This window comes from Burkholderiales bacterium, assembly GCA_023511995.1.
Lineage (GTDB): Bacteria > Pseudomonadota > Gammaproteobacteria > Burkholderiales > Thiobacteraceae > Thiobacter.
On the sequence record JAIMAL010000011.1, the window covers coordinates 61851 to 78190 of the forward strand.

Annotated in this window: 17 protein-coding genes; 2 read left to right on the forward strand and 15 right to left on the reverse strand. The window is 65.0% G+C overall.

Annotated elements, in window-relative coordinates:
* Positions 1-11: 11 nt before the first annotated feature.
* The 13 genes from flhF to K6T56_07505 form a co-directional block, all read right to left on the reverse strand.
* Entirely contained in the window at positions 12-1292 is a 1281-nt protein-coding gene (gene flhF, locus K6T56_07445; protein ID MCL6556175.1) for a flagellar biosynthesis protein FlhF, read from the reverse strand.
* On the reverse strand, positions 1289-3373 hold the full coding sequence (flhA, locus tag K6T56_07450) for a flagellar biosynthesis protein FlhA (protein MCL6556176.1): 2085 nt from the start codon (positions 3371-3373) through the stop codon (positions 1289-1291). The genes flhF and flhA overlap by 4 nt, the downstream gene beginning before the upstream one ends.
* Positions 3370-4509, reverse strand: coding sequence for a flagellar type III secretion system protein FlhB (gene flhB / locus K6T56_07455; GenBank protein ID MCL6556177.1), 1140 nt, complete (start codon positions 4507-4509; stop codon positions 3370-3372). Before flhB ends, flhA begins: the two co-directional genes overlap by 4 nt.
* 91 nt (positions 4510-4600) lie before the next feature.
* On the reverse strand, positions 4601-4795 hold the full coding sequence (gene iscX, locus K6T56_07460) for a Fe-S cluster assembly protein IscX (GenBank protein MCL6556178.1): 195 nt from the start codon (positions 4793-4795) through the stop codon (positions 4601-4603).
* Complete coding sequence (fdx, locus tag K6T56_07465; GenBank protein MCL6556179.1) at positions 4795-5133, reverse strand: ISC system 2Fe-2S type ferredoxin; 339 nt, start codon at positions 5131-5133, stop codon at positions 4795-4797. The genes iscX and fdx overlap by 1 nt, the downstream gene beginning before the upstream one ends.
* A 9-nt stretch (positions 5134-5142) precedes the next feature.
* Positions 5143-7008, reverse strand: coding sequence for a Fe-S protein assembly chaperone HscA (gene hscA / locus K6T56_07470; protein MCL6556180.1), 1866 nt, complete (start codon positions 7006-7008; stop codon positions 5143-5145).
* Between the two features lie 17 nt (positions 7009-7025).
* A complete protein-coding gene (gene hscB, locus K6T56_07475) occupies positions 7026-7556 on the reverse strand; it encodes a Fe-S protein assembly co-chaperone HscB (GenBank protein ID MCL6556181.1) in 531 nt (176 codons plus the stop codon).
* Positions 7557-7679: 123 nt separating this feature from the next.
* Positions 7680-8003: an iron-sulfur cluster assembly protein IscA gene (gene iscA, locus K6T56_07480; protein MCL6556182.1), complete on the reverse strand. Its 324-nt coding sequence runs from the start codon at positions 8001-8003 to the stop codon at positions 7680-7682.
* Between the two features lie 25 nt (positions 8004-8028).
* Positions 8029-8445: a Fe-S cluster assembly scaffold IscU gene (gene iscU, locus K6T56_07485; protein MCL6556183.1), complete on the reverse strand. Its 417-nt coding sequence runs from the start codon at positions 8443-8445 to the stop codon at positions 8029-8031.
* 36 nt (positions 8446-8481) lie between these two features.
* On the reverse strand, positions 8482-9693 hold the full coding sequence (locus K6T56_07490; protein ID MCL6556184.1) for an IscS subfamily cysteine desulfurase: 1212 nt from the start codon (positions 9691-9693) through the stop codon (positions 8482-8484).
* Positions 9694-9737: 44 nt separating this feature from the next.
* On the reverse strand, positions 9738-10211 hold the full coding sequence (gene iscR / locus K6T56_07495; protein MCL6556185.1) for a Fe-S cluster assembly transcriptional regulator IscR: 474 nt from the start codon (positions 10209-10211) through the stop codon (positions 9738-9740).
* 76 nt (positions 10212-10287) lie between these two features.
* The gene (cysE, locus tag K6T56_07500) at positions 10288-11040 is read right to left on the reverse strand and encodes a serine O-acetyltransferase (protein ID MCL6556186.1); all 753 of its coding nucleotides are present in this window, start codon (positions 11038-11040) and stop codon (positions 10288-10290) included.
* 93 nt (positions 11041-11133) lie between these two features.
* Positions 11134-11844, reverse strand: a complete 711-nt coding sequence (locus K6T56_07505) for an RNA methyltransferase (protein ID MCL6556187.1) — start codon at positions 11842-11844, stop codon at positions 11134-11136.
* Between the two features lie 135 nt (positions 11845-11979).
* On the opposite strand from K6T56_07505, the gene K6T56_07510 reads away from it, so the two are divergent.
* Positions 11980-12765 carry an inositol monophosphatase gene (locus tag K6T56_07510; GenBank protein ID MCL6556188.1) on the forward strand — a complete coding sequence of 262 codons (786 nt, stop codon included), beginning with the start codon at positions 11980-11982 and terminating at the stop codon, positions 12763-12765.
* Positions 12766-12770: 5 nt separating this feature from the next.
* Positions 12771-15305, forward strand: a complete 2535-nt coding sequence (gene mutS, locus K6T56_07515) for a DNA mismatch repair protein MutS (protein MCL6556189.1) — start codon at positions 12771-12773, stop codon at positions 15303-15305.
* A gap of 34 nt (positions 15306-15339) precedes the next feature.
* On the opposite strand, the gene K6T56_07520 is transcribed toward mutS, so the two are convergent.
* Together K6T56_07520 and K6T56_07525 are read right to left on the reverse strand one after the other, a co-directional pair.
* A complete protein-coding gene (locus tag K6T56_07520; protein ID MCL6556190.1) occupies positions 15340-15825 on the reverse strand; it encodes a peptidylprolyl isomerase in 486 nt (161 codons plus the stop codon).
* Positions 15813-16292, reverse strand: coding sequence for a peroxiredoxin (locus K6T56_07525; GenBank protein ID MCL6556191.1), 480 nt, complete (start codon positions 16290-16292; stop codon positions 15813-15815). The genes K6T56_07520 and K6T56_07525 overlap by 13 nt, the downstream gene beginning before the upstream one ends.
* Positions 16293-16340 lie beyond the last annotated feature (48 nt).

Genomic DNA, 16340 nt, shown 5'->3' on the forward strand with positions numbered 1-16340 from the left:
GGCGGCCTGTCCTACCAGGTTTGCGGGATGGCGTTTTCCCCTTCCTCCGCGACGGAGAGGGCGGCCGCCGCAACCAGGGGAAACTCCTCCGCACGGGGTGTGAAGGCGGGGTCTTCCCGCGGTGGCCGGAAAGCCCGGTCGATGAGGTAGCCGGGATGGGCGAGGTGCAGGTCTTCGGGGACCCGCTGCCCATTGGTGAGGAAGTGCACCGTGAGCCGGTGGCGGATGACCACATCCAGAACGGGCCCGAGGCTTAAGCTTTCATCCACCTTGGTCAGGATACAGCCGGCCATGCCATGACCGCGGTAGGCGGTGACCACGTCGTCGAGGGTGCTGCCGTGGGCGGTGGCAGCGAGCAAAAGCAGGCGTTTCACCTCGCGACCGCGGCCGCAGAGCATGGCAATCTGCTGGGCGATGCGACGGTCGCGCTGACTCATGCCGACGGTGTCGATGAGGACGAGATGCCGATCGGCGAGGTCGGCCAGGGTGAGTTGCAGGTCGGTTTCGTCCTTCACGGAAAAAACGGGCACGTTGAGGATCTTGCCGTAGATGCGCAACTGTTCGTGGGCGCCAATGCGGTAGGTGTCGGTGGTGACCAGGGCCAGGCGTGAAGGCCCGTGCTTGAGCGTAGAGCGCGCGGCAAGCTTCGCCACCGTAGTGGTCTTGCCCACGCCGGTGGGGCCCACCAGCGCATAGACGCCGCCCTGCTCGATCAGGTCATCGCCGGCGCCCACACAGTGCAGATTACGCTGCAATGCCAGCTTGGCCCAACGCAGTCCGCGTTCGTAGTCGAGTTCCCGCGGCATCGCCTCCACCAACTGGCGCGCAAGCAGGGGGCTGAACCCCGCAGCCAGAAGCGCCCGCATCACTTCCAGCTTGAAGGGCTCCCGGCCCTTGAGCTCGCTCCAGGCGAAACCGGCAAGCTGGCCTTCCAGCATCATGCGGATGGTCTTCAGTTCCTGTACCAGGCTCTGCACCACGGCCTCCGGAGCCGGGGATGCCGTTGGCGGGCGCTGCGCCGTCGGGGAAGGGCCGGCTTCATTGGCCGGTGGCGCGGGCTTTTCCGCCGGCGCGCGGGGCACGGTGACGCCTGGAATCTCGTGACGGGCGGCAGGGCGCGAGGGGGGCACGGCGCCGGTCAGGGAGGCCACATCCGCTTCGGCCACGGCCATGATCTCCACACCGCCGGGAACCGGCCGGTTGCTGAGGATCAGGGCATCGGGTCCGAGGACGTCGCGCACCTGGCGCAGGGCTTCCCGCGTGGTGGGGGCGGAAAACTTTTTCACGATCATGCGCTAGCTCCCAAAACGGCGGTGACCTTGACGGTCTTGGTGTCGGGAATTTCGGCGTGGGACAGTACCTTGAGCTGCGGCGCCACCCGGCGCAGGAAGCGGGACAGCAATGGCCGCAGCGGCGCCGGGACCAGAAGCACGGGTGGTAGCCCCTGGGCTTCCTGCTGCTGCACCACCTGGCGCGTCCGGGTGAGAAGTCGCTCGGCAAGACCCGGTTCCAGTCCCGGTCCCTGACCTTCGCCCACCTGGGTGGCCTGCAGCAGCAGCTGTTCCAGCTGGGGCTCGAGGGCGATCACTTGCAGCTCGTCGGTGCCGGGGAAGAGACCGGCCACGATGGAACGGCCCAAGGCGACCCGCACGGCGGCGATGAGGTCGTCCACGTTCTGGGTGCGGGGGGCGTGATCGGCCAGGGTGTCGAGGATGGTCTTCATGTCGCGGATGTGCACCCCTTCCTCCAAGAGCCCCTGCAACACCTTCTGCAGGGTGCTCAGGGACACCAGCTTGGGCACCGTTTCCTCCACCAGTTTGGGGGATTCCTTGGCGATGTGGTCGAGGAGCTGCTGCACCTCCTCGCGGCCGAGGAGCTCCGCGGCATGGCTTTGCATCACCTGGGAAAGATGGGTGGCGATCACCGTGCTGGCATCCACCACCGTGTAGCCGTAGGTTTGCGCCTGTTCCCGCAGGCTGGCCTCCACCCACACCGCGGGAAGCCCGAAGGTGGGGTCCCGCGTGGGGGTGCCGGGCAGCGTGCCCAGGACGCGCCCGGGATTGATGGCGAGAAATTGGCCAGGGAAAGCCTCGCCCCTTCCCACTTCCACCCCCTTGAGGGTGATGCGGTAGGCGTTGGGACGCAGCTCCAGGTTGTCCCGGATATGCACCGGGGGCACGAGAAAGCCCCAGTCCTGGGCGAATTTTTTGCGGATGGCGCGGATGCGCCGCAAAAGCTCGCCGTCCTGGCTGCGGTCCACCAGGGGGATGAGGCGGTAGCCCACTTCCAGCCCCAGGGCGTCCACCGGCTGCACATCGTCCCAGCTCACTTCCAGGGTTTCCGGCGCCGGCGTTGGCGGGATCTGCTCTTCGCGGGCGGCGGCTTCCTCCTCCCGCCGGCCGAGATACCAGGCGAGCGCCCCCAAGGCAGCGGCGAGAAGCAGGAAGGCCACGTGGGGCATGCCGGGAATGATGCCGAGGAAGGCGAGGATGGCGGCGGTGAGCATCAGCACCTGTGGGCGCTGGAAGATCTGCTGCACGAGCTGCTCGCTCATGTCCTGCTCGGCGGAGACGCGGGAGACGACGATGCCCGCCGAAGTGGAAATGATGAGAGCCGGAATCTGCGCCACCAGGCCGTCGCCGATGGTGAGCAGGGTGTAGTTGTTGGCCGCCTGGGCGAGGGACAGGTCGTGCTGGAAGACCCCCACCAGCAGGCCGCCGACGACGTTGATCACCATGATGATGATGCCGGCCACGGCATCCCCCCGCACGAACTTACTGGCACCATCCATGGCCCCGTAGAACTCCGCCTCCCGGGCCACTTCGGCGCGCCGCCGGCGCGCCTCCTCCTCGCCGATGAGGCCGGTGTTGAGGTCGGCGTCGATGGCCATCTGCTTGCCCGGCATGGCATCGAGGGTGAAGCGCGCCGCCACTTCGGCAATCCGCCCCGCGCCCTTGGTGATGACGACGAAGTTGATGATGACGAGGATGACGAACACCACCAGCCCCACGGTGTAATTGCCGCCCACCAGGAAATGGCCGAAGGCCTCGATCACCTTGCCCGCCGCATCGGCGCCGGTGTGGCCCTGTAGCAGGATCACCCTTGTCGAGGCGACATTGAGGGAGAGGCGCAACAGGGTGGTGAGCAGCAGCACGGTGGGAAACACCGAAAAATCCAGCGGCCGCATCACATACAGGCTGATGAGGAGAACGATCATCGCCAAGGCGATGTTGAAGGTGAACAACACGTCGAGGAGGAAGGGCGGCAGGGGCAGGATCATCATGGCCAGGATCATGACCACGAGCAGCGGCCCCGCCAGGCGGGTGAGGGTGATGCCGCCCGTCCAATCCAGGCTGCCGGCGCGCGCGTTCATCGCCCGGCCTCCTCAGCGGCCAGCGGGTCCATGTCGGGGGGCACGGGCAGATCCCGCGGCGGTTCGGGGGGAGAAGCGCCCTGGCGCAGCTGGTACACGTAGGCCAGCACCTGGGCCACCGCGGTGTAGAGGCGCTGCGGGATTTCCTCACCGATTTCCGCGTGGCGGTAGAGGGCGCGGGCAAGGGGCGGTGCCTGCACCACCGGCACACGATGTTCCTCCGCCAGCTCCAGGATGCGCTGGGCGACGAGGGCGGCGCCCTTGGCCACCACCTGCGGCGCCGCCATGCGCTTTTCCTCATAACGCAGGGCGACGGCGAAGCGGGTGGGGTTGGTCACCACCACCTGGGCCTTGGGCACCTCCGCCATCATGCGACGGCGGGCCGCCTCCCGCTGCAGCGCACGGATGCGGCTTTTGATCTGGGGATCGCCCTCCGCTTCCTTGATCTCCTGGCGCACCTCCTCCTTGGTCATGCGCAGGTTGCGCGCGTAGTCCCACAACTGGAAAGGCACGTCGGCGATGACCAGGAAGACGAAGGCACCGACCACCATGAGCGCGGTCCACCCCACCAGGCTGCCCACATGGCGCAGCGCCTGCCCCAGCGGCTCAGCAGGCAGGCCAAAGAGGCTGTCCAGGGACTGCCAGATGGCCCAGACGGCCACCCCACCGATGAGCAGGCTCTTCACCACCGCCTTCATGAGCTCCATGAGGCCGGTGAGGGAGAACATGCGCCGCAGTCCCGCCACCGGGTTGAGGCGGGCGAAATTGGGCACGAGGGGCTTCCAGGTGAAGTTCCAGCCGGACAGCAAAAGCGGCGTGATGAGGGCGGCAACCAGCAGCAGGGCGATGAGGGGCAGGAAGGCAAAAAGGGCGTCCACGAACTGGCCGTAGAGGCGGACGAGCATGAGCCGGGGATCGAAGATGCTGGCGCGGTCCAGGGTGAAGCCGCTTTCCATCAGGCGGGCCAGTTTGGCGAGGAAATGGTCGCCCAGGAGCATCAACACCCCCACCGCGGTGAGCAGTTCCACGAAGGTGGAAAGCTCCCGGGAGCGGACGACCTGGCCTTCCTCCCGCGCACGCTGAATGCGCCTGGCCGTTGCCGCTTCGGTCCGTTCTACGTCGCTTTCCTCGGCCATCCCCGTCCCCCAACGGAGCTATAGTGTATCACTTGGGGGAAAAACACAAGATATTGTGGTCTGGGCGGGGGTGGGGTCCGGGGGGAGGGGGTTACTGGCTTTCCTCCAGCCAGGTCATCTGGATGGCTTCCAGGATTTTTTCGTTGGAGGCGTTGGGGTCGTCGTCGAAGCCGGGCAGCGCCATCACCCACCGGTGGAGGTCGGTGAAGCGCACGGACAACGGGTCCACGTCGGGGTGGGTCTCGGCCAGCGCAATGGCAATGTCACGCACGTCGGTCCATTTCATCAGCGGCCTTCCTTCACCATGTTGATGGAGTATTTGGGAATCTCGATGACCAGATCGTCGCTCATGATGATGGCCTGGCAGGACAGGCGGGAGGTGGGCTCCAGCCCCCAGGCCTTGTCCAGCAGGTCTTCCTCCTGTTCGGTGGGAGGGATCAGGGATTCGTAGCCTTCCCGCACGATCACGTGGCAGGTGGTGCAGGCGCAGGACTTCTCGCAGGCGTGCTCGATCTCGATGCCGTTCTCAAGCAAGGTGTCGCAGATGGTCTTGCCCGGTGTCGCCTCGATGACGGCGCCTTCCGGGCAGATTTCCTCGTGGGGCAGAACGATCAGTTGCGGCATGGTTCTTCGTCAGGTGCGGATGTCGGCGAGTTTCTGGCCGGCCAGCGCCTTGCGGATGGAGGCATCCATGCGCCGCGCGGCGAAGCCTTCGCTCGCCTTGTTGAGGGCCTCGATGGCGGCCTTGATGGCACGGTGGTCTTCGCCGGCGAGGGTGGTGCGCAAGTTTTCCATGGCGGCTTCGATCGTCGCTCGCTCCGCCTCGTCGAGGAGGGTTGCCCCGTCCGCGGCCAAGGCGGACTGCACCGCCTCGAGAATGCGCTGGCCTTCCACCTGCTGCTCCCGCAGCGCCCGGGCCAGCATATCATCGGCGGCATGCTCGCGGGAAGCGGTGAGCATGCGGGTGATCTCCTCGTCGGTGAGGCCGTAGGAGGGTTTGACCGTGATGGCCGCCTCCACCCCGGAGGTCTGTTCCCGGGCCGAGACCGACAGCAGGCCGTCGGCATCCACCTGGAAAGTGACGCGCACCCGTGCCGCGCCCGCCACCATGGGGGGGATGCCGCGCAACTCGAATCGGGCCAGCGACCGGCATTCGCTGACCAGCTCCCGTTCCCCCTGCACCACGTGGAAGCTCATTGCGGTCTGGCCATCCTTGAAGGTGGTGAAGTCCTGGGCACGGGCGATGGGGATGGGTGAGTTGCGGGGGATGATTTTCTCCACCAACCCCCCCATGGTTTCGATGCCCAGGGAAAGGGGGATCACGTCGAGGAGGAGCATGTCGTCGGCCTTGTTGCCGGCGAGGATGTTGGCCTGAATGGCCGCCCCGAGGGCCACCACCTTGTCGGGGTCCAGGTTGTTTAAGGGTTCCTGGCCGAAGAATTCGGCTACGGCGCGCTGCACCGGTGGCATGCGCGTTGCCCCGCCCACCATGACCACGCCCTTGATGTCTTGCGGGGTGAGGCCCGCATCCCGCAGCGCCTTGCGCACGGGAATGAGGGTCTTCTGCACGAGACTGCGCGTCAGTTCAGCGAAGCGCTCACTGGTGAGCACGAGGTCCACCGTCTCGCCGGTGGAAAGCACGGCGGTGAAACGGGTTTCCGGGTGGAAGGTGAGCTCCTCCTTCACCTCCCGCGCCTTGGTCAGAAGCAGCCGGTTGTCTTCCGCGTTGAGGGCGGACAGGTGGGCCTGTTCCAGCACCCAGCAGTAGATGCGGCGGTCGAAATCATCACCACCGAGGGCGGAATCGCCGGCGGTGGCGAGCACCTCGAATACGCCCTTCTCTAGCCGTAGGATGGAAATGTCGAAGGTGCCTCCACCCAGGTCATAGACGGCGTAGATGCCCTCCGAGGCGTTGTCCAGGCCGTAGGCCACGGCGGCCGCCGTGGGCTCGTTGAGAAGGCGCAGCACGTTGAGGCCGGCCAGCCGCGCTGCATCCTTGGTGGCCTGCCGCTGGGCATCGTCGAAATAGGCGGGCACGGTGATCACGGCGCCCACCAGCTCACCACCCAGGGCCTTTTCCGCGCGGCGGCGGAGCACCTTGAGAATCTCCGCCGACACCTCCACCGGGCTTTTCACCCCGGCCACGGTGCGAAACTGCACCATGCCCGGCGCATCCACGAACTGGTAGGGTAGCTCATGGGCATGGGGAATGTCCTTGAGACCCCGGCCCATGAAGCGCTTGACGGAGACGATGGTGTTCTTCGGATCGGCGCACTGGTGCATCTGGGCCTCATAACCCACCTCGGTGCTGCCGTCCGGAAAATAGCGCACCACCGAAGGCAGCAGGCTTCTGCCCTGCTCGTCGTTGATCACCACTGCGAGCCCGCTGCGCACCGTGGCCACCAGGGAATTGGTGGTGCCCAGGTCGATGCCCACCGCCAGCCGGTGCTGGTGGGGCGCGGTACTCATGCCGGGTTCGGCGATCTGCAGCAGTGCCATGGCTTGTCCTTTGCGGGCTAGCTTTCCAGGGCTTCGAGGGCGGCGTGGATTTCTTCCCGGAGTTTTTCCAAAAAGCGGAGTTTACGCACGGTGGCGGCGGCGTGCACGTAATCGTGCGCTTCGTCGATGTCGCGGGCAAGTTCGTCTTCCAGGGCGTGCATTTCCCGCCGGAGCTTGCCCGCCAGATGATCGAGCTCGCCGATCTCGCCGGCCTGCCGCGCCTCCTGGATGGCTTCACGCCATTCCATCTGGGCCATGAGAAAGTCCGCCGGCATGACGGTGTTGGTCTCCTCCGCCGTGTCCACGCCGTGCAGGGAGAGCAGATAACGCGCCCGGGCAACGGGGTTCTTCAGGGTCTGGTAGGCTTCGTTGATGTGGGTGGCCCACTGCATGGACAGCCGTTTTTCCGTCTCCGTGGCGTGGGCAAAGCGGTCCGGGTGCACCTGCGCCTGCAGGTCGCGAAAGGCCTGCTCAAGACGCGCGCCATCGATGGCGAAGGCCGGCGCCAGGCCAAAGAGCTCGAAGTAATTGCGGGAGAAATCGATCATGGGTACCGGTGTGTCTGCGCCGGGGCGCCGTGCTTCCTGCGCGGCTTGGGCGAAAGCTTCACCCCTCAAGGGGCGGGCTCGCCCACGGGCCTGCCGGCGTGGCGCGAGTGTCGCGAGGAAGGCTCAGACGTTGAAGGATTCGCCGCAGCCGCAGGTGTCCTTCACGTTGGGGTTGTTGAACTTGAAACCCTCGTTCAGCCCCTCGCGCGCATAGTCGAGCTCGGTGCCGTCGAGATAGACCAGGCTTTTGGGGTCCACGTACACCTTCACGCCATGGCTTTCGAATTCCTGGTCCTCGGGACGCACCTCGTCGGCGAATTCCAGTACATAGGCCAGTCCGGAACAGCCGGTGGTGCGCACGCCCAGCCGCAGGCCCACGCCCTTGCCCCGTTTGGCCAGGAAGTTCTTCACATGGTTTGCCGCTTTTTCCGTCAAGGTGATGGCCATTTGGTGCTTTCCCCCGTGAATGGCTTCACTCGTTGGCCGCGGCTTCCTGGGGCGTGGTGTCCAGGCCGTGTTTCCGCTTGTAGTCCGCCACCGCCGCCTTGATGGCGTCCTCTGCCAGGATGGAACAGTGGATTTTCACCGGCGGCAGCGCCAGCTCCTCGGCAATCTGGGTGTTCTTGATCTGCAGCGCCTCATCGAGGGTCTTGCCCTTCACCCATTCGGTGACGAGCGAGCTCGAAGCAATGGCCGAGCCGCAGCCGTAGGTCTTGAAGCGGGCGTCCTCGATGATGCCATCCTTGTTGACTTTGATCTGCAGCTTCATGACGTCGCCACAGGCGGGGGCGCCCACCATGCCGGTGCCCACCGACTCGTCATCCTTGTTGAAGGAACCCACGTTGCGCGGGTTTTCGTAGTGATCGAGAACTTTGTCGCTGTATGCCATGACTCGCTCCTTCGCTTGCTATCTGACTTGTTGGGTTCAGTGGGCAGCCCACTGGACGGAGTTGAGATCGATGCCCTCCTTGTACATCTCCCAAAGCGGGGAGAGTTCACGGAGTTTGGCGATCTTGCGGCTAACCAGATCGATGGTGTAGTCGATCTCTTCCTCGGTGGTGAACCGCCCGATGGTAAACCGGATCGAGCTGTGCGCCAATTCGTCGCTGCGCCCCAGCGCCTTCAGCACGTAGGACGGCTCCAGGCTTGCCGAGGTGCAGGCAGAACCGCTGGAGACCGCCACGTCCTTGATGGCCATGATCAGCGATTCGCCCTCCACGTAGCTGAAACTCACGTTGAGGTTGTGCGGCACACGGCGTTCCATGTCGCCGTTGACATGGACTTCCTCGATCTTGCTCAAACCCTTCCAGAGTTTGTCGCGCAGTCTGCGGATGCGTTCGTTCTCGCTAGCCATTTCCTCGCGGGCGATGGCGAAGGCTTCGCCCATGCCCACGATTTGGTGCGTGGCCAGGGTGCCGGAGCGCAGCCCCCGCTCATGACCGCCGCCGTGCATCTGCGGCTCCAGCCGGATACGCGGCTTGCGCCGCACGTAGAGGGCGCCGATGCCCTTCGGCCCGTAGGTCTTGTGGGCGGAGAAAGACATCAGATCCACCTTCAGCCGGGCGAGGTCGATGGCCACCTTGCCGGTCGCCTGGGCCGCGTCCACGTGGAAGATGACGCCCCGTTCGCGGCAGATTTCCCCCAGGGTTTCGATGTCCTGGATGACGCCGATCTCGTTGTTGACGAACATCACGGAGGCGAGGATGGTGTCCGGGCGCAGGGCCGCCTGGAATTTTTCCAGGTCAAGCAGCCCATTGGGCTCGGGGGCGAGATAGGTGACCTCGAAGCCCTGGCGTTCCAGCTCGCGACAGGTATCGAGGACCGCCTTGTGTTCCGTCTTCACGGTGACGATGTGCCGCCCCTTGCCCTTGTAGAAATGGGCGGCGCCCTTCAGCGCCAGGTTGTTGGATTCTGTGGCACCGGAAGTCCAGATGATTTCCTTGGGATCGGCATTGACCAACGAGGCGACCTGCTCGCGGGCATGTTCCACGGCCTTTTCCGCCTCCCAGCCAAAGGCATGGGAACGCGAGGCCGGATTGCCGAATTTCTCCGTGAGGTAGGGAATCATCTTCTCCGCGACACGGGGATCCACCGGCGTGGTCGCCGAGTAGTCCAGGTAGATGGGAAGTTTCAGCATATCGATTCGTCCTTTGTGCCTGCGTCCATGCCTGCCGTCGCCCCTCAGGCCACGGCCGCCTTATTGTCGGAATCCTGGCGGTTGTCGCGCATGACCGCCACCTTCGCCGCCTGTGCCTTCTGGTTGGCCACCAGATCGGCCAGGGTGACCGACTCCAGATAGTCATAGATATGGCGGTTCAGATTGGTCCACAGTTCGTGGGTCATGCAGCGCTCCCCATCCAGGCAGTCTCCCAGACCACCGCACTGGGTGGCATCCACCGGCTCGTCCACGGCGCGGATGATGTCCGCCACGGATACCTCCGCCGCGCTCTTCGCCAGGGTATAGCCCCCGCCCGGGCCGCGCACGCTGTCCACCAGGGCATGGCGGCGCAGCTTGCCGAAGAGCTGCTCCAGATAGGAGAGAGAAATTTTCTGCCGCTCGCTGATCCCGGCCAGGGTGACGGGTCCGCTCCCGTCGCGCAGGGCGAGGTCCAGCATGGCAGTCACTGCGAAGCGTCCTTTGGTCGTGAGTCTCATGGCAGTTTCCCCGTTGATCTGACTTCAGATGGTGCCCGTACCGGGCAGTGGCTTAAAGCTACCGTACCCGAGCATTTTAGTCAACTATTTTGTTCAAATAGTTCACATCGAACTGGTCGGTGGGCACCGCTTCCTTGTCCAGCTTCGCCCCCATCTCCTGTAAAGTCTTGAAAATCAGATCCATACGACGGTCACTGGTGGCGAGGTGATCCAGGATGGCGTGGAGGGCCTTGACCATGGGGTCGTTCATGTCCTGGCTGATGGCATAGGCGGAAAAGCCCATTTTCTCGGCGGTGGCGGCCCGCTGCTTGTCCCGCTCGCTGTCCAGGATGCGCGCCGGAATGCCCACCGCCGTGGCGCCGGCGGGGACGTCCTTGACTACCACGGCATTGGAGCCGATCTTCGCCCCGTCGCCGATCTGAATCGGCCCCAGCACCTTGGCGCCGGCGCCGATGACCACCCCTTTGCCCAGGGTGGGATGCCGCTTGCCCTTCTTCCACGTCGTCCCCCCCAGGGTGACACCGTGATAGAGGGTGCAGTCATCGCCGATTTCCGCCGTTTCCCCCACCACCACGCCCATGCCGTGGTCGATGAAGACCCGGCGGCCGATCACCGCCGCGGGGTGGATTTCGATCCCCGTCAGCCAACGGCTCAGGTGGGCAATGAAGCGGGCGAGCCACTTGAAGCCCGCCTTCCACAGGCGGTGGGTCAGCCGATGGATGAGGAGGGCGTGCACCCCGGGGTAGGTGGTGAGCACCTCCCAGGTGGAGCGCGCCGCCGGATCGCGCTCGAAAACGACGGCGATGTCTTCACGCAGATGCTTGAACACGGGCCTTCCCCATGTGCCTGCCCCTGTCTCGGGAATGGGGCTTTTCCAGAGGTCGATGTCTATTATAGGGTAGTTGAGTAAAACAGTCCACTTTCATTCACCCTTGCGACTGAACTGTTTGAGCATCCCCAACAGGATGGACAACTCTTCTTTTTCCAGGCCGCAACGGTTGAAGAGCCGGCGCAGCCGCGGCATGAGGCGTTTCGGGTGGGCCGGGTCGAGAAAGCCCACCTGGATCAGGGTTTCCTCGAGGCGACGGTAGAAGTATTCCATTTCGCCGACGCTCACCCGTTCCGGGGGGCTTTCCAATGTGCTTTCCCCTTCCTGCGCGGCAAGGTGGAGCTCGTAGGCCATGACCTGCACCGCCGCTGCCAGGTTGAGGGAAGGGTAGGCGGGATTGGCGGGAATGGTGATGATGCGTTGGCAGTAAAGAAGCTCTTCGTTGGCAAGCCCAAAGGTCTCATTGCCAAAAACCAGGGCCACGGGGCCCCGTTCGGCCAGAGCCAGAAGTTCCGGCGCCGCTTCACGGGGGGTGGCGGGCGGAGGGCCCAATTCCCGTTCGCGGCGGGTGAGCCCCACCGCCAACACACAGTCGGCTACGGCTTCGCCCAGCGTAGCGAAAACGCGCGCCCGGTCCAGGACATCCGTGGCACCGGCGGCAAGCGCCCGGGCCTGGGGATGGGGGAAGCTCGCCGGCGCCACCAGCACGAGCTCCGTCAAGCCCATGGTCTTCATCGCCCGCGCGGCGGCACCAATGTTGCCCGGGTGGAGCGGCCGGCTCAGCACCACGCGCACGCGGTCCAAGGGTCTTGCGGCGGCGGGTCTTGCGGCGGGTTTCTCCGGCTGCGGATTCACTTTAGAATGACGCCTTTGCTCTTTTCACCTGCGTGGGGTGAAAGCGCACCGCTTTTGCCCACGCCAGACAGGACGAAGGTTTCCATGCACCCCATGCTCAACATCGCGGTGAAGGCTGCGCGTCGTGCCGGCAGCATCATCAACCGCGCCTCCCAGGACCTGGACATCCTCACCGTCCGCAGCAAGAGCCCGAACGAGTTTGTGAGCGAAGTGGATCACGCCGCCGAGGAGGCGATCGTGGAAACGCTGCTGGGCGCTTATCCGGGCCACGCGATTCTAGCAGAGGAGCGCGGCGCCCAAGGGGAGTCGGAATACGTGTGGATCATTGATCCCCTGGATGGCACCACCAATTTCCTCCACGGCTTTCCCCACTATGCGGTGTCCATCGCCTTGAGCCACCGGGGCGTGATCACCCAGGCGGTGGTGTTCGATCCCACCCGCAATGAACTTTTCACCGCCACCCGGGGGCGCGGTGCCTTCCTCAACGATCGCCGGCTGCGCGTGAGCCGCCGGGCGAAACTCCAGGAAGCCCTCGTCGGCACGGGCTTCCCCTTTCGCGATTTTTCCTTCCGCGACCACTACCTCCGCATTTTCGCCGAGCTTTTGCCGAAGACCGCGGGCCTGCGTCGGCCGGGCTCGGCGGCACTGGACCTCGCCTATGTGGCGGCGGGACGCTATGACGGCTTTTTCGAGGCAGGGCTCAAACCCTGGGACATGGCCGCGGGTGCCCTCCTCATCCTCGAGGCAGGCGGGCTCATCGCCGATTTCGAGGGTGAGGACCGGTATCTGGAGACGGGCAACGTGGTGGGAGGCAATCCCAAGGTGTTCGCGCAGCTTCTGCAGGTGATCGGGCGTGAGCTGAAAGGGTGAAGGGCATGGCGGCGAACCTTGCCCAGCACACGCCCATGATGCAGCAGTATCTGCGCATCAAGGCGGAGTACCCGGACACGCTGCTCTTCTACCGCATGGGCGACTTCTACGAGCTTTTCTACGAAGACGCCCAGCGCGCGGCGGAACTCCTCGACATCACCCTCACCACCCGCGGCATGTCCGCCGGCCAGCCCATCCCCATGGCGGGCGTGCCGGTGCAGTCGGTGGAGCAGTATCTCGCGCGGCTGCTCCGGTTGGGCGTGTCGGTTGCCATCTGCGAGCAGGTGGGCGATGTCGCCACGGCCAAGGGGCCGGTGGAGCGCAAGGTCACCCGCGTCCTCACGCCGGGCACCCTGACCGATGCCGGTCTTCTGGATGAGCGCGAGGAGGCCTACCTCATGGCCATCAACCCCCGTCCCGGCGGCTTTGGCGTGGCCTGGGCGAGCCTCGCTGCGGGCCGCTTCTGGCTCGCGGAGACCGAAGAGGCGGAACTGCCGGCGCTTTTGGAGCGTGTGCGCCCGGCAGAGCTCCTCCTGCCGGAGACGGCAAAGGCGGTGAACACCCGCGCCGCGGTGAAGCGGCTGCCTCCCTGGCAGTTCGACGCCGACAGCGCCCGCCACCTCCTTACCCAGCAGTTCGGCACCCGCGATCTGGCGGGGTTCGGTGTGCAGGGCATGGAGGCGGCGGTGGGCGCGGCGGGGGCGCTCCTCGGCTATGTGCGGCAGACGCAGCTTGCGGCGCTACCCCATTTCACCGGCCTGCGGGTGGAACAGCCGGCGACCTATGTCCTCCTCGATCCGGCCACGCGCCGCAATCTCGAACTCACGGAAACCCTGCGCGGCGAACCTTCGCCGACGCTGCTCTCCGTGCTGGATGCCACGCGCTGCGCCATGGGCGGGCGGCTGCTCAGGCATTGGCTGCATCATCCGCTGCGGGATCGCGGGGAAATCCGCGCCCGCCTGGATGCGGTGGGCGCCCTGGTGGAATGGGGACCGGCGCCCATTGCGGCGGTGCTTTCCCGCATGGCGGATATCGAGCGTATCGCATCCCGCATCGCCCTGCTGACGGTCCGCCCGCGGGAGCTTGCCGCCTTGCGCGAAAGTCTCGCCCTGCTGCCGGAGCTGGTGCGGCTTCTGGATAACTTCGACAGTCCCCGGCTTGTGGAACTCCGCGCCGACTGCAGGCCTCGGGAGGAACTCCATGCGCTGCTCACGCGCGCGATCCAGCCGGAACCGGCCAGCCACGTGCGCGACGGTGGGGTGATCAACGAGGGGTGGGATGCTGAACTCGACGAACTGCGGGCACTGGCCAACAACTGTGGTGAGTTCCTGCTGGAACTAGAGGCGCGGGAGCGGGCGCGCACCGGCATTGCCAACCTCAAGGTGGAATACAACCGGGTGCATGGTTTCTACATCGAGGTGGGCAAGGCGCAGGCGGAACGGGTGCCGGAGGACTACCGGCGGCGGCAGACGCTGAAACATGCGGAACGCTACATTACGCCGGAGCTCAAGGCCTTCGAGGACAAGGCGCTTTCCGCCCGGGAGCGGGCGCTGGCGCGGGAGCGGCAGCTCTACGACGCCTTGGTTGCGGAGCTGAAGCCGCAGGTGGCAAGCCTCAAACGCCTCGCCGAGGCGGTGGCGCAACTGGACGTGCTGTGTGCTTTCGCCGACCGGGCGCTTGCCTTTGGTTACGTGGCACCCGAATTCACCGATGCGCCACGCCTCGAAATCACAGGCGGCCGTCACCCGGTGGTGGAAAGACAGGTGGACCACTTCATCGCCAATGATCTCCGCCTGTCACCGACGCGGCAGATGCTGCTGATTACGGGGCCGAACATGGGGGGCAAGTCCACCTACATGCGGCAGACGGCCCTCATCGTGCTCATGGCCCATATCGGTTCCTTCGTGCCCGCCGAGCGCGCGCTGATCGGCCCGGTGGACCGCATCTTCACCCGCATTGGTGCCGCGGATGATCTGGCATCCGGACGGTCCACCTTCATGGTGGAGATGACGGAGACCGCCAACATTCTCCACAACGCCACACGGCAGAGCCTGGTGCTTCTGGACGAGATCGGACGGGGTACTTCCACCTTCGACGGTCTGGCGCTCGCCCATGCCGTGGCGCGGCATCTGGTGGAGAAGGTGGGCTGTTACACGCTCTTTGCGACCCACTACTTTGAGCTCACGCGGCTTTCCGAGGAATTCCGGCAGATCGCCAACGTCCATCTGTCGGCGGTCAAGCACAAGGATCGCATCGTCTTCCTCCATGCGGTGGAGGAGGGGCCGGCAAGCCAGAGCTATGGCCTGGAAGTGGCCCAGCTTGCCGGTGTGCCGGCCGCCGTCATCCAGCAGGCGCGGCGCTACCTTTTGCACCTGGAAAACCAGAGCGTGGCTCGCGGGGGAGAGCCGGATCTCTTTGCCAGCCGGCCCGAACCGGCTCCGCACCCGGTGCTCGAACGCCTGCGCGAGGTGAACCCCGACGAGTTAAGCCCCAAGGCGGCGCTGGAGCTCCTCTACGTCCTGCGCAAGCTGGTGGAATGAAAACGCCGGCGGAGCCGGCGTCATCACGCTTCACTCAAGAATGGTCGTGGCCGTGGGGCCCGTGGACATGGCCGTGGGCGATTTCTTCTGGCGTGGCCGGCCGCACATCGGTCACGGTGCAGGTGAACCTGAGACTGCGGCCCGCCAGGGGATGATTGCCATCCACCACGACGGTGTCCTCGGTGACGTCGGTGACCGTGTAGAGAATCATCTCGTCGGAACCTTCCACCCCGCCTTCGAACTGCATGCCCACCCGGATGTCAGTGACCGGGAAGACGCTGCGCGGCTCGACGCGCACCAGGGAGGCATCGTATTCGCCGAAGGCATCTTCGGGTGCCAGCGAAAGGGTCACGGTGTCGCCGGGCTGTTTGCCCTGCAGGCTGCTTTCCACCAGGGGGAAGATGTTGTCATACCCGCCATGGAGGTAGCTGATGGGTTCTTTCGATTCCTCGAGCAGGTTGCCCTGGCTGTCGTAGAGGGAATAGGTCAGGCTGACGACGGAGTCTTTCACGATTTGCATTGTTGCAGTTCCTTGATGAGTGAGAGCACTTCCTGCGCATGTCCCTTTGGGTTGACCCCGTAGAGGGCGTGCCGGATGATGCCCTTCTTGTCGATGATGAAGGTGGAGCGAACGATACCCATTTTTTTCACTCCGTCCTTCTCTTTCTCCTGCCATACACCATACTTCTGGCAGACCTCGCCTTCCGTGTCGGCCAAAAGCCGCACGGTCAGTCCATGCTTGTCGCGGAATGCGGCATGGCTGATGCAGTCGTCGCGGGAAACCCCCATTACCACCGTGTCGAGGCTCGCGAGCTCGTCCTCGATGTCGCTGAACTCGATGGCTTCCATGGTGCAGCCGGGGGTGTCGTCTTTCGGATAGAAGTAGAGCACGACGTTCTTCCTGCCCTTGAAGGCGGAGAGGCTGACCATTTCCATGTCCGCGTCGGGAAGTTCGAAATCCGGTGCGGTACTTCCTGCCTGCAACATAGCATCCCCTGCCTGATGGGCCACGTGCGACCACGGCCCAGATTCCTC

Bases quoted from the DNA above. Each gene is read 5' to 3' on its own strand.
- flhF (MCL6556175.1), bottom strand. From the start codon at position 1,292: ATGATCGTGAAAAAGTTTTCCGCCCCCACCACGCGGGAAGCCCTGCGC.
- flhA (MCL6556176.1), bottom strand. From the start codon at position 3,373: ATGAACGCGCGCGCCGGCAGCCTGGATTGGACGGGCGGCATCACCCTC.
- flhB (MCL6556177.1), bottom strand. From the start codon at position 4,509: ATGGCCGAGGAAAGCGACGTAGAACGGACCGAAGCGGCAACGGCCAGG.
- iscX (MCL6556178.1), bottom strand. From the start codon at position 4,795: ATGAAATGGACCGACGTGCGTGACATTGCCATTGCGCTGGCCGAGACC.
- fdx (MCL6556179.1), bottom strand. From the start codon at position 5,133: ATGCCGCAACTGATCGTTCTGCCCCACGAGGAAATCTGCCCGGAAGGC.
- hscA (MCL6556180.1), bottom strand. From the start codon at position 7,008: ATGGCACTGCTGCAGATCGCCGAACCCGGCATGAGTACCGCGCCCCAC.
- hscB (MCL6556181.1), bottom strand. From the start codon at position 7,556: ATGATCGATTTCTCCCGCAATTACTTCGAGCTCTTTGGCCTGGCGCCG.
- iscA (MCL6556182.1), bottom strand. From the start codon at position 8,003: ATGGCCATCACCTTGACGGAAAAAGCGGCAAACCATGTGAAGAACTTC.
- iscU (MCL6556183.1), bottom strand. From the start codon at position 8,445: ATGGCATACAGCGACAAAGTTCTCGATCACTACGAAAACCCGCGCAAC.
- K6T56_07490 (MCL6556184.1), bottom strand. From the start codon at position 9,693: ATGCTGAAACTTCCCATCTACCTGGACTACTCGGCGACCACGCCGGTG.
- iscR (MCL6556185.1), bottom strand. From the start codon at position 10,211: ATGAGACTCACGACCAAAGGACGCTTCGCAGTGACTGCCATGCTGGAC.
- K6T56_07510 (MCL6556188.1), top strand. From the start codon at position 11,980: ATGCACCCCATGCTCAACATCGCGGTGAAGGCTGCGCGTCGTGCCGGC.
- mutS (MCL6556189.1), top strand. From the start codon at position 12,771: ATGGCGGCGAACCTTGCCCAGCACACGCCCATGATGCAGCAGTATCTG.
- K6T56_07520 (MCL6556190.1), bottom strand. From the start codon at position 15,825: ATGCAAATCGTGAAAGACTCCGTCGTCAGCCTGACCTATTCCCTCTAC.
- K6T56_07525 (MCL6556191.1), bottom strand. From the start codon at position 16,292: ATGTTGCAGGCAGGAAGTACCGCACCGGATTTCGAACTTCCCGACGCG.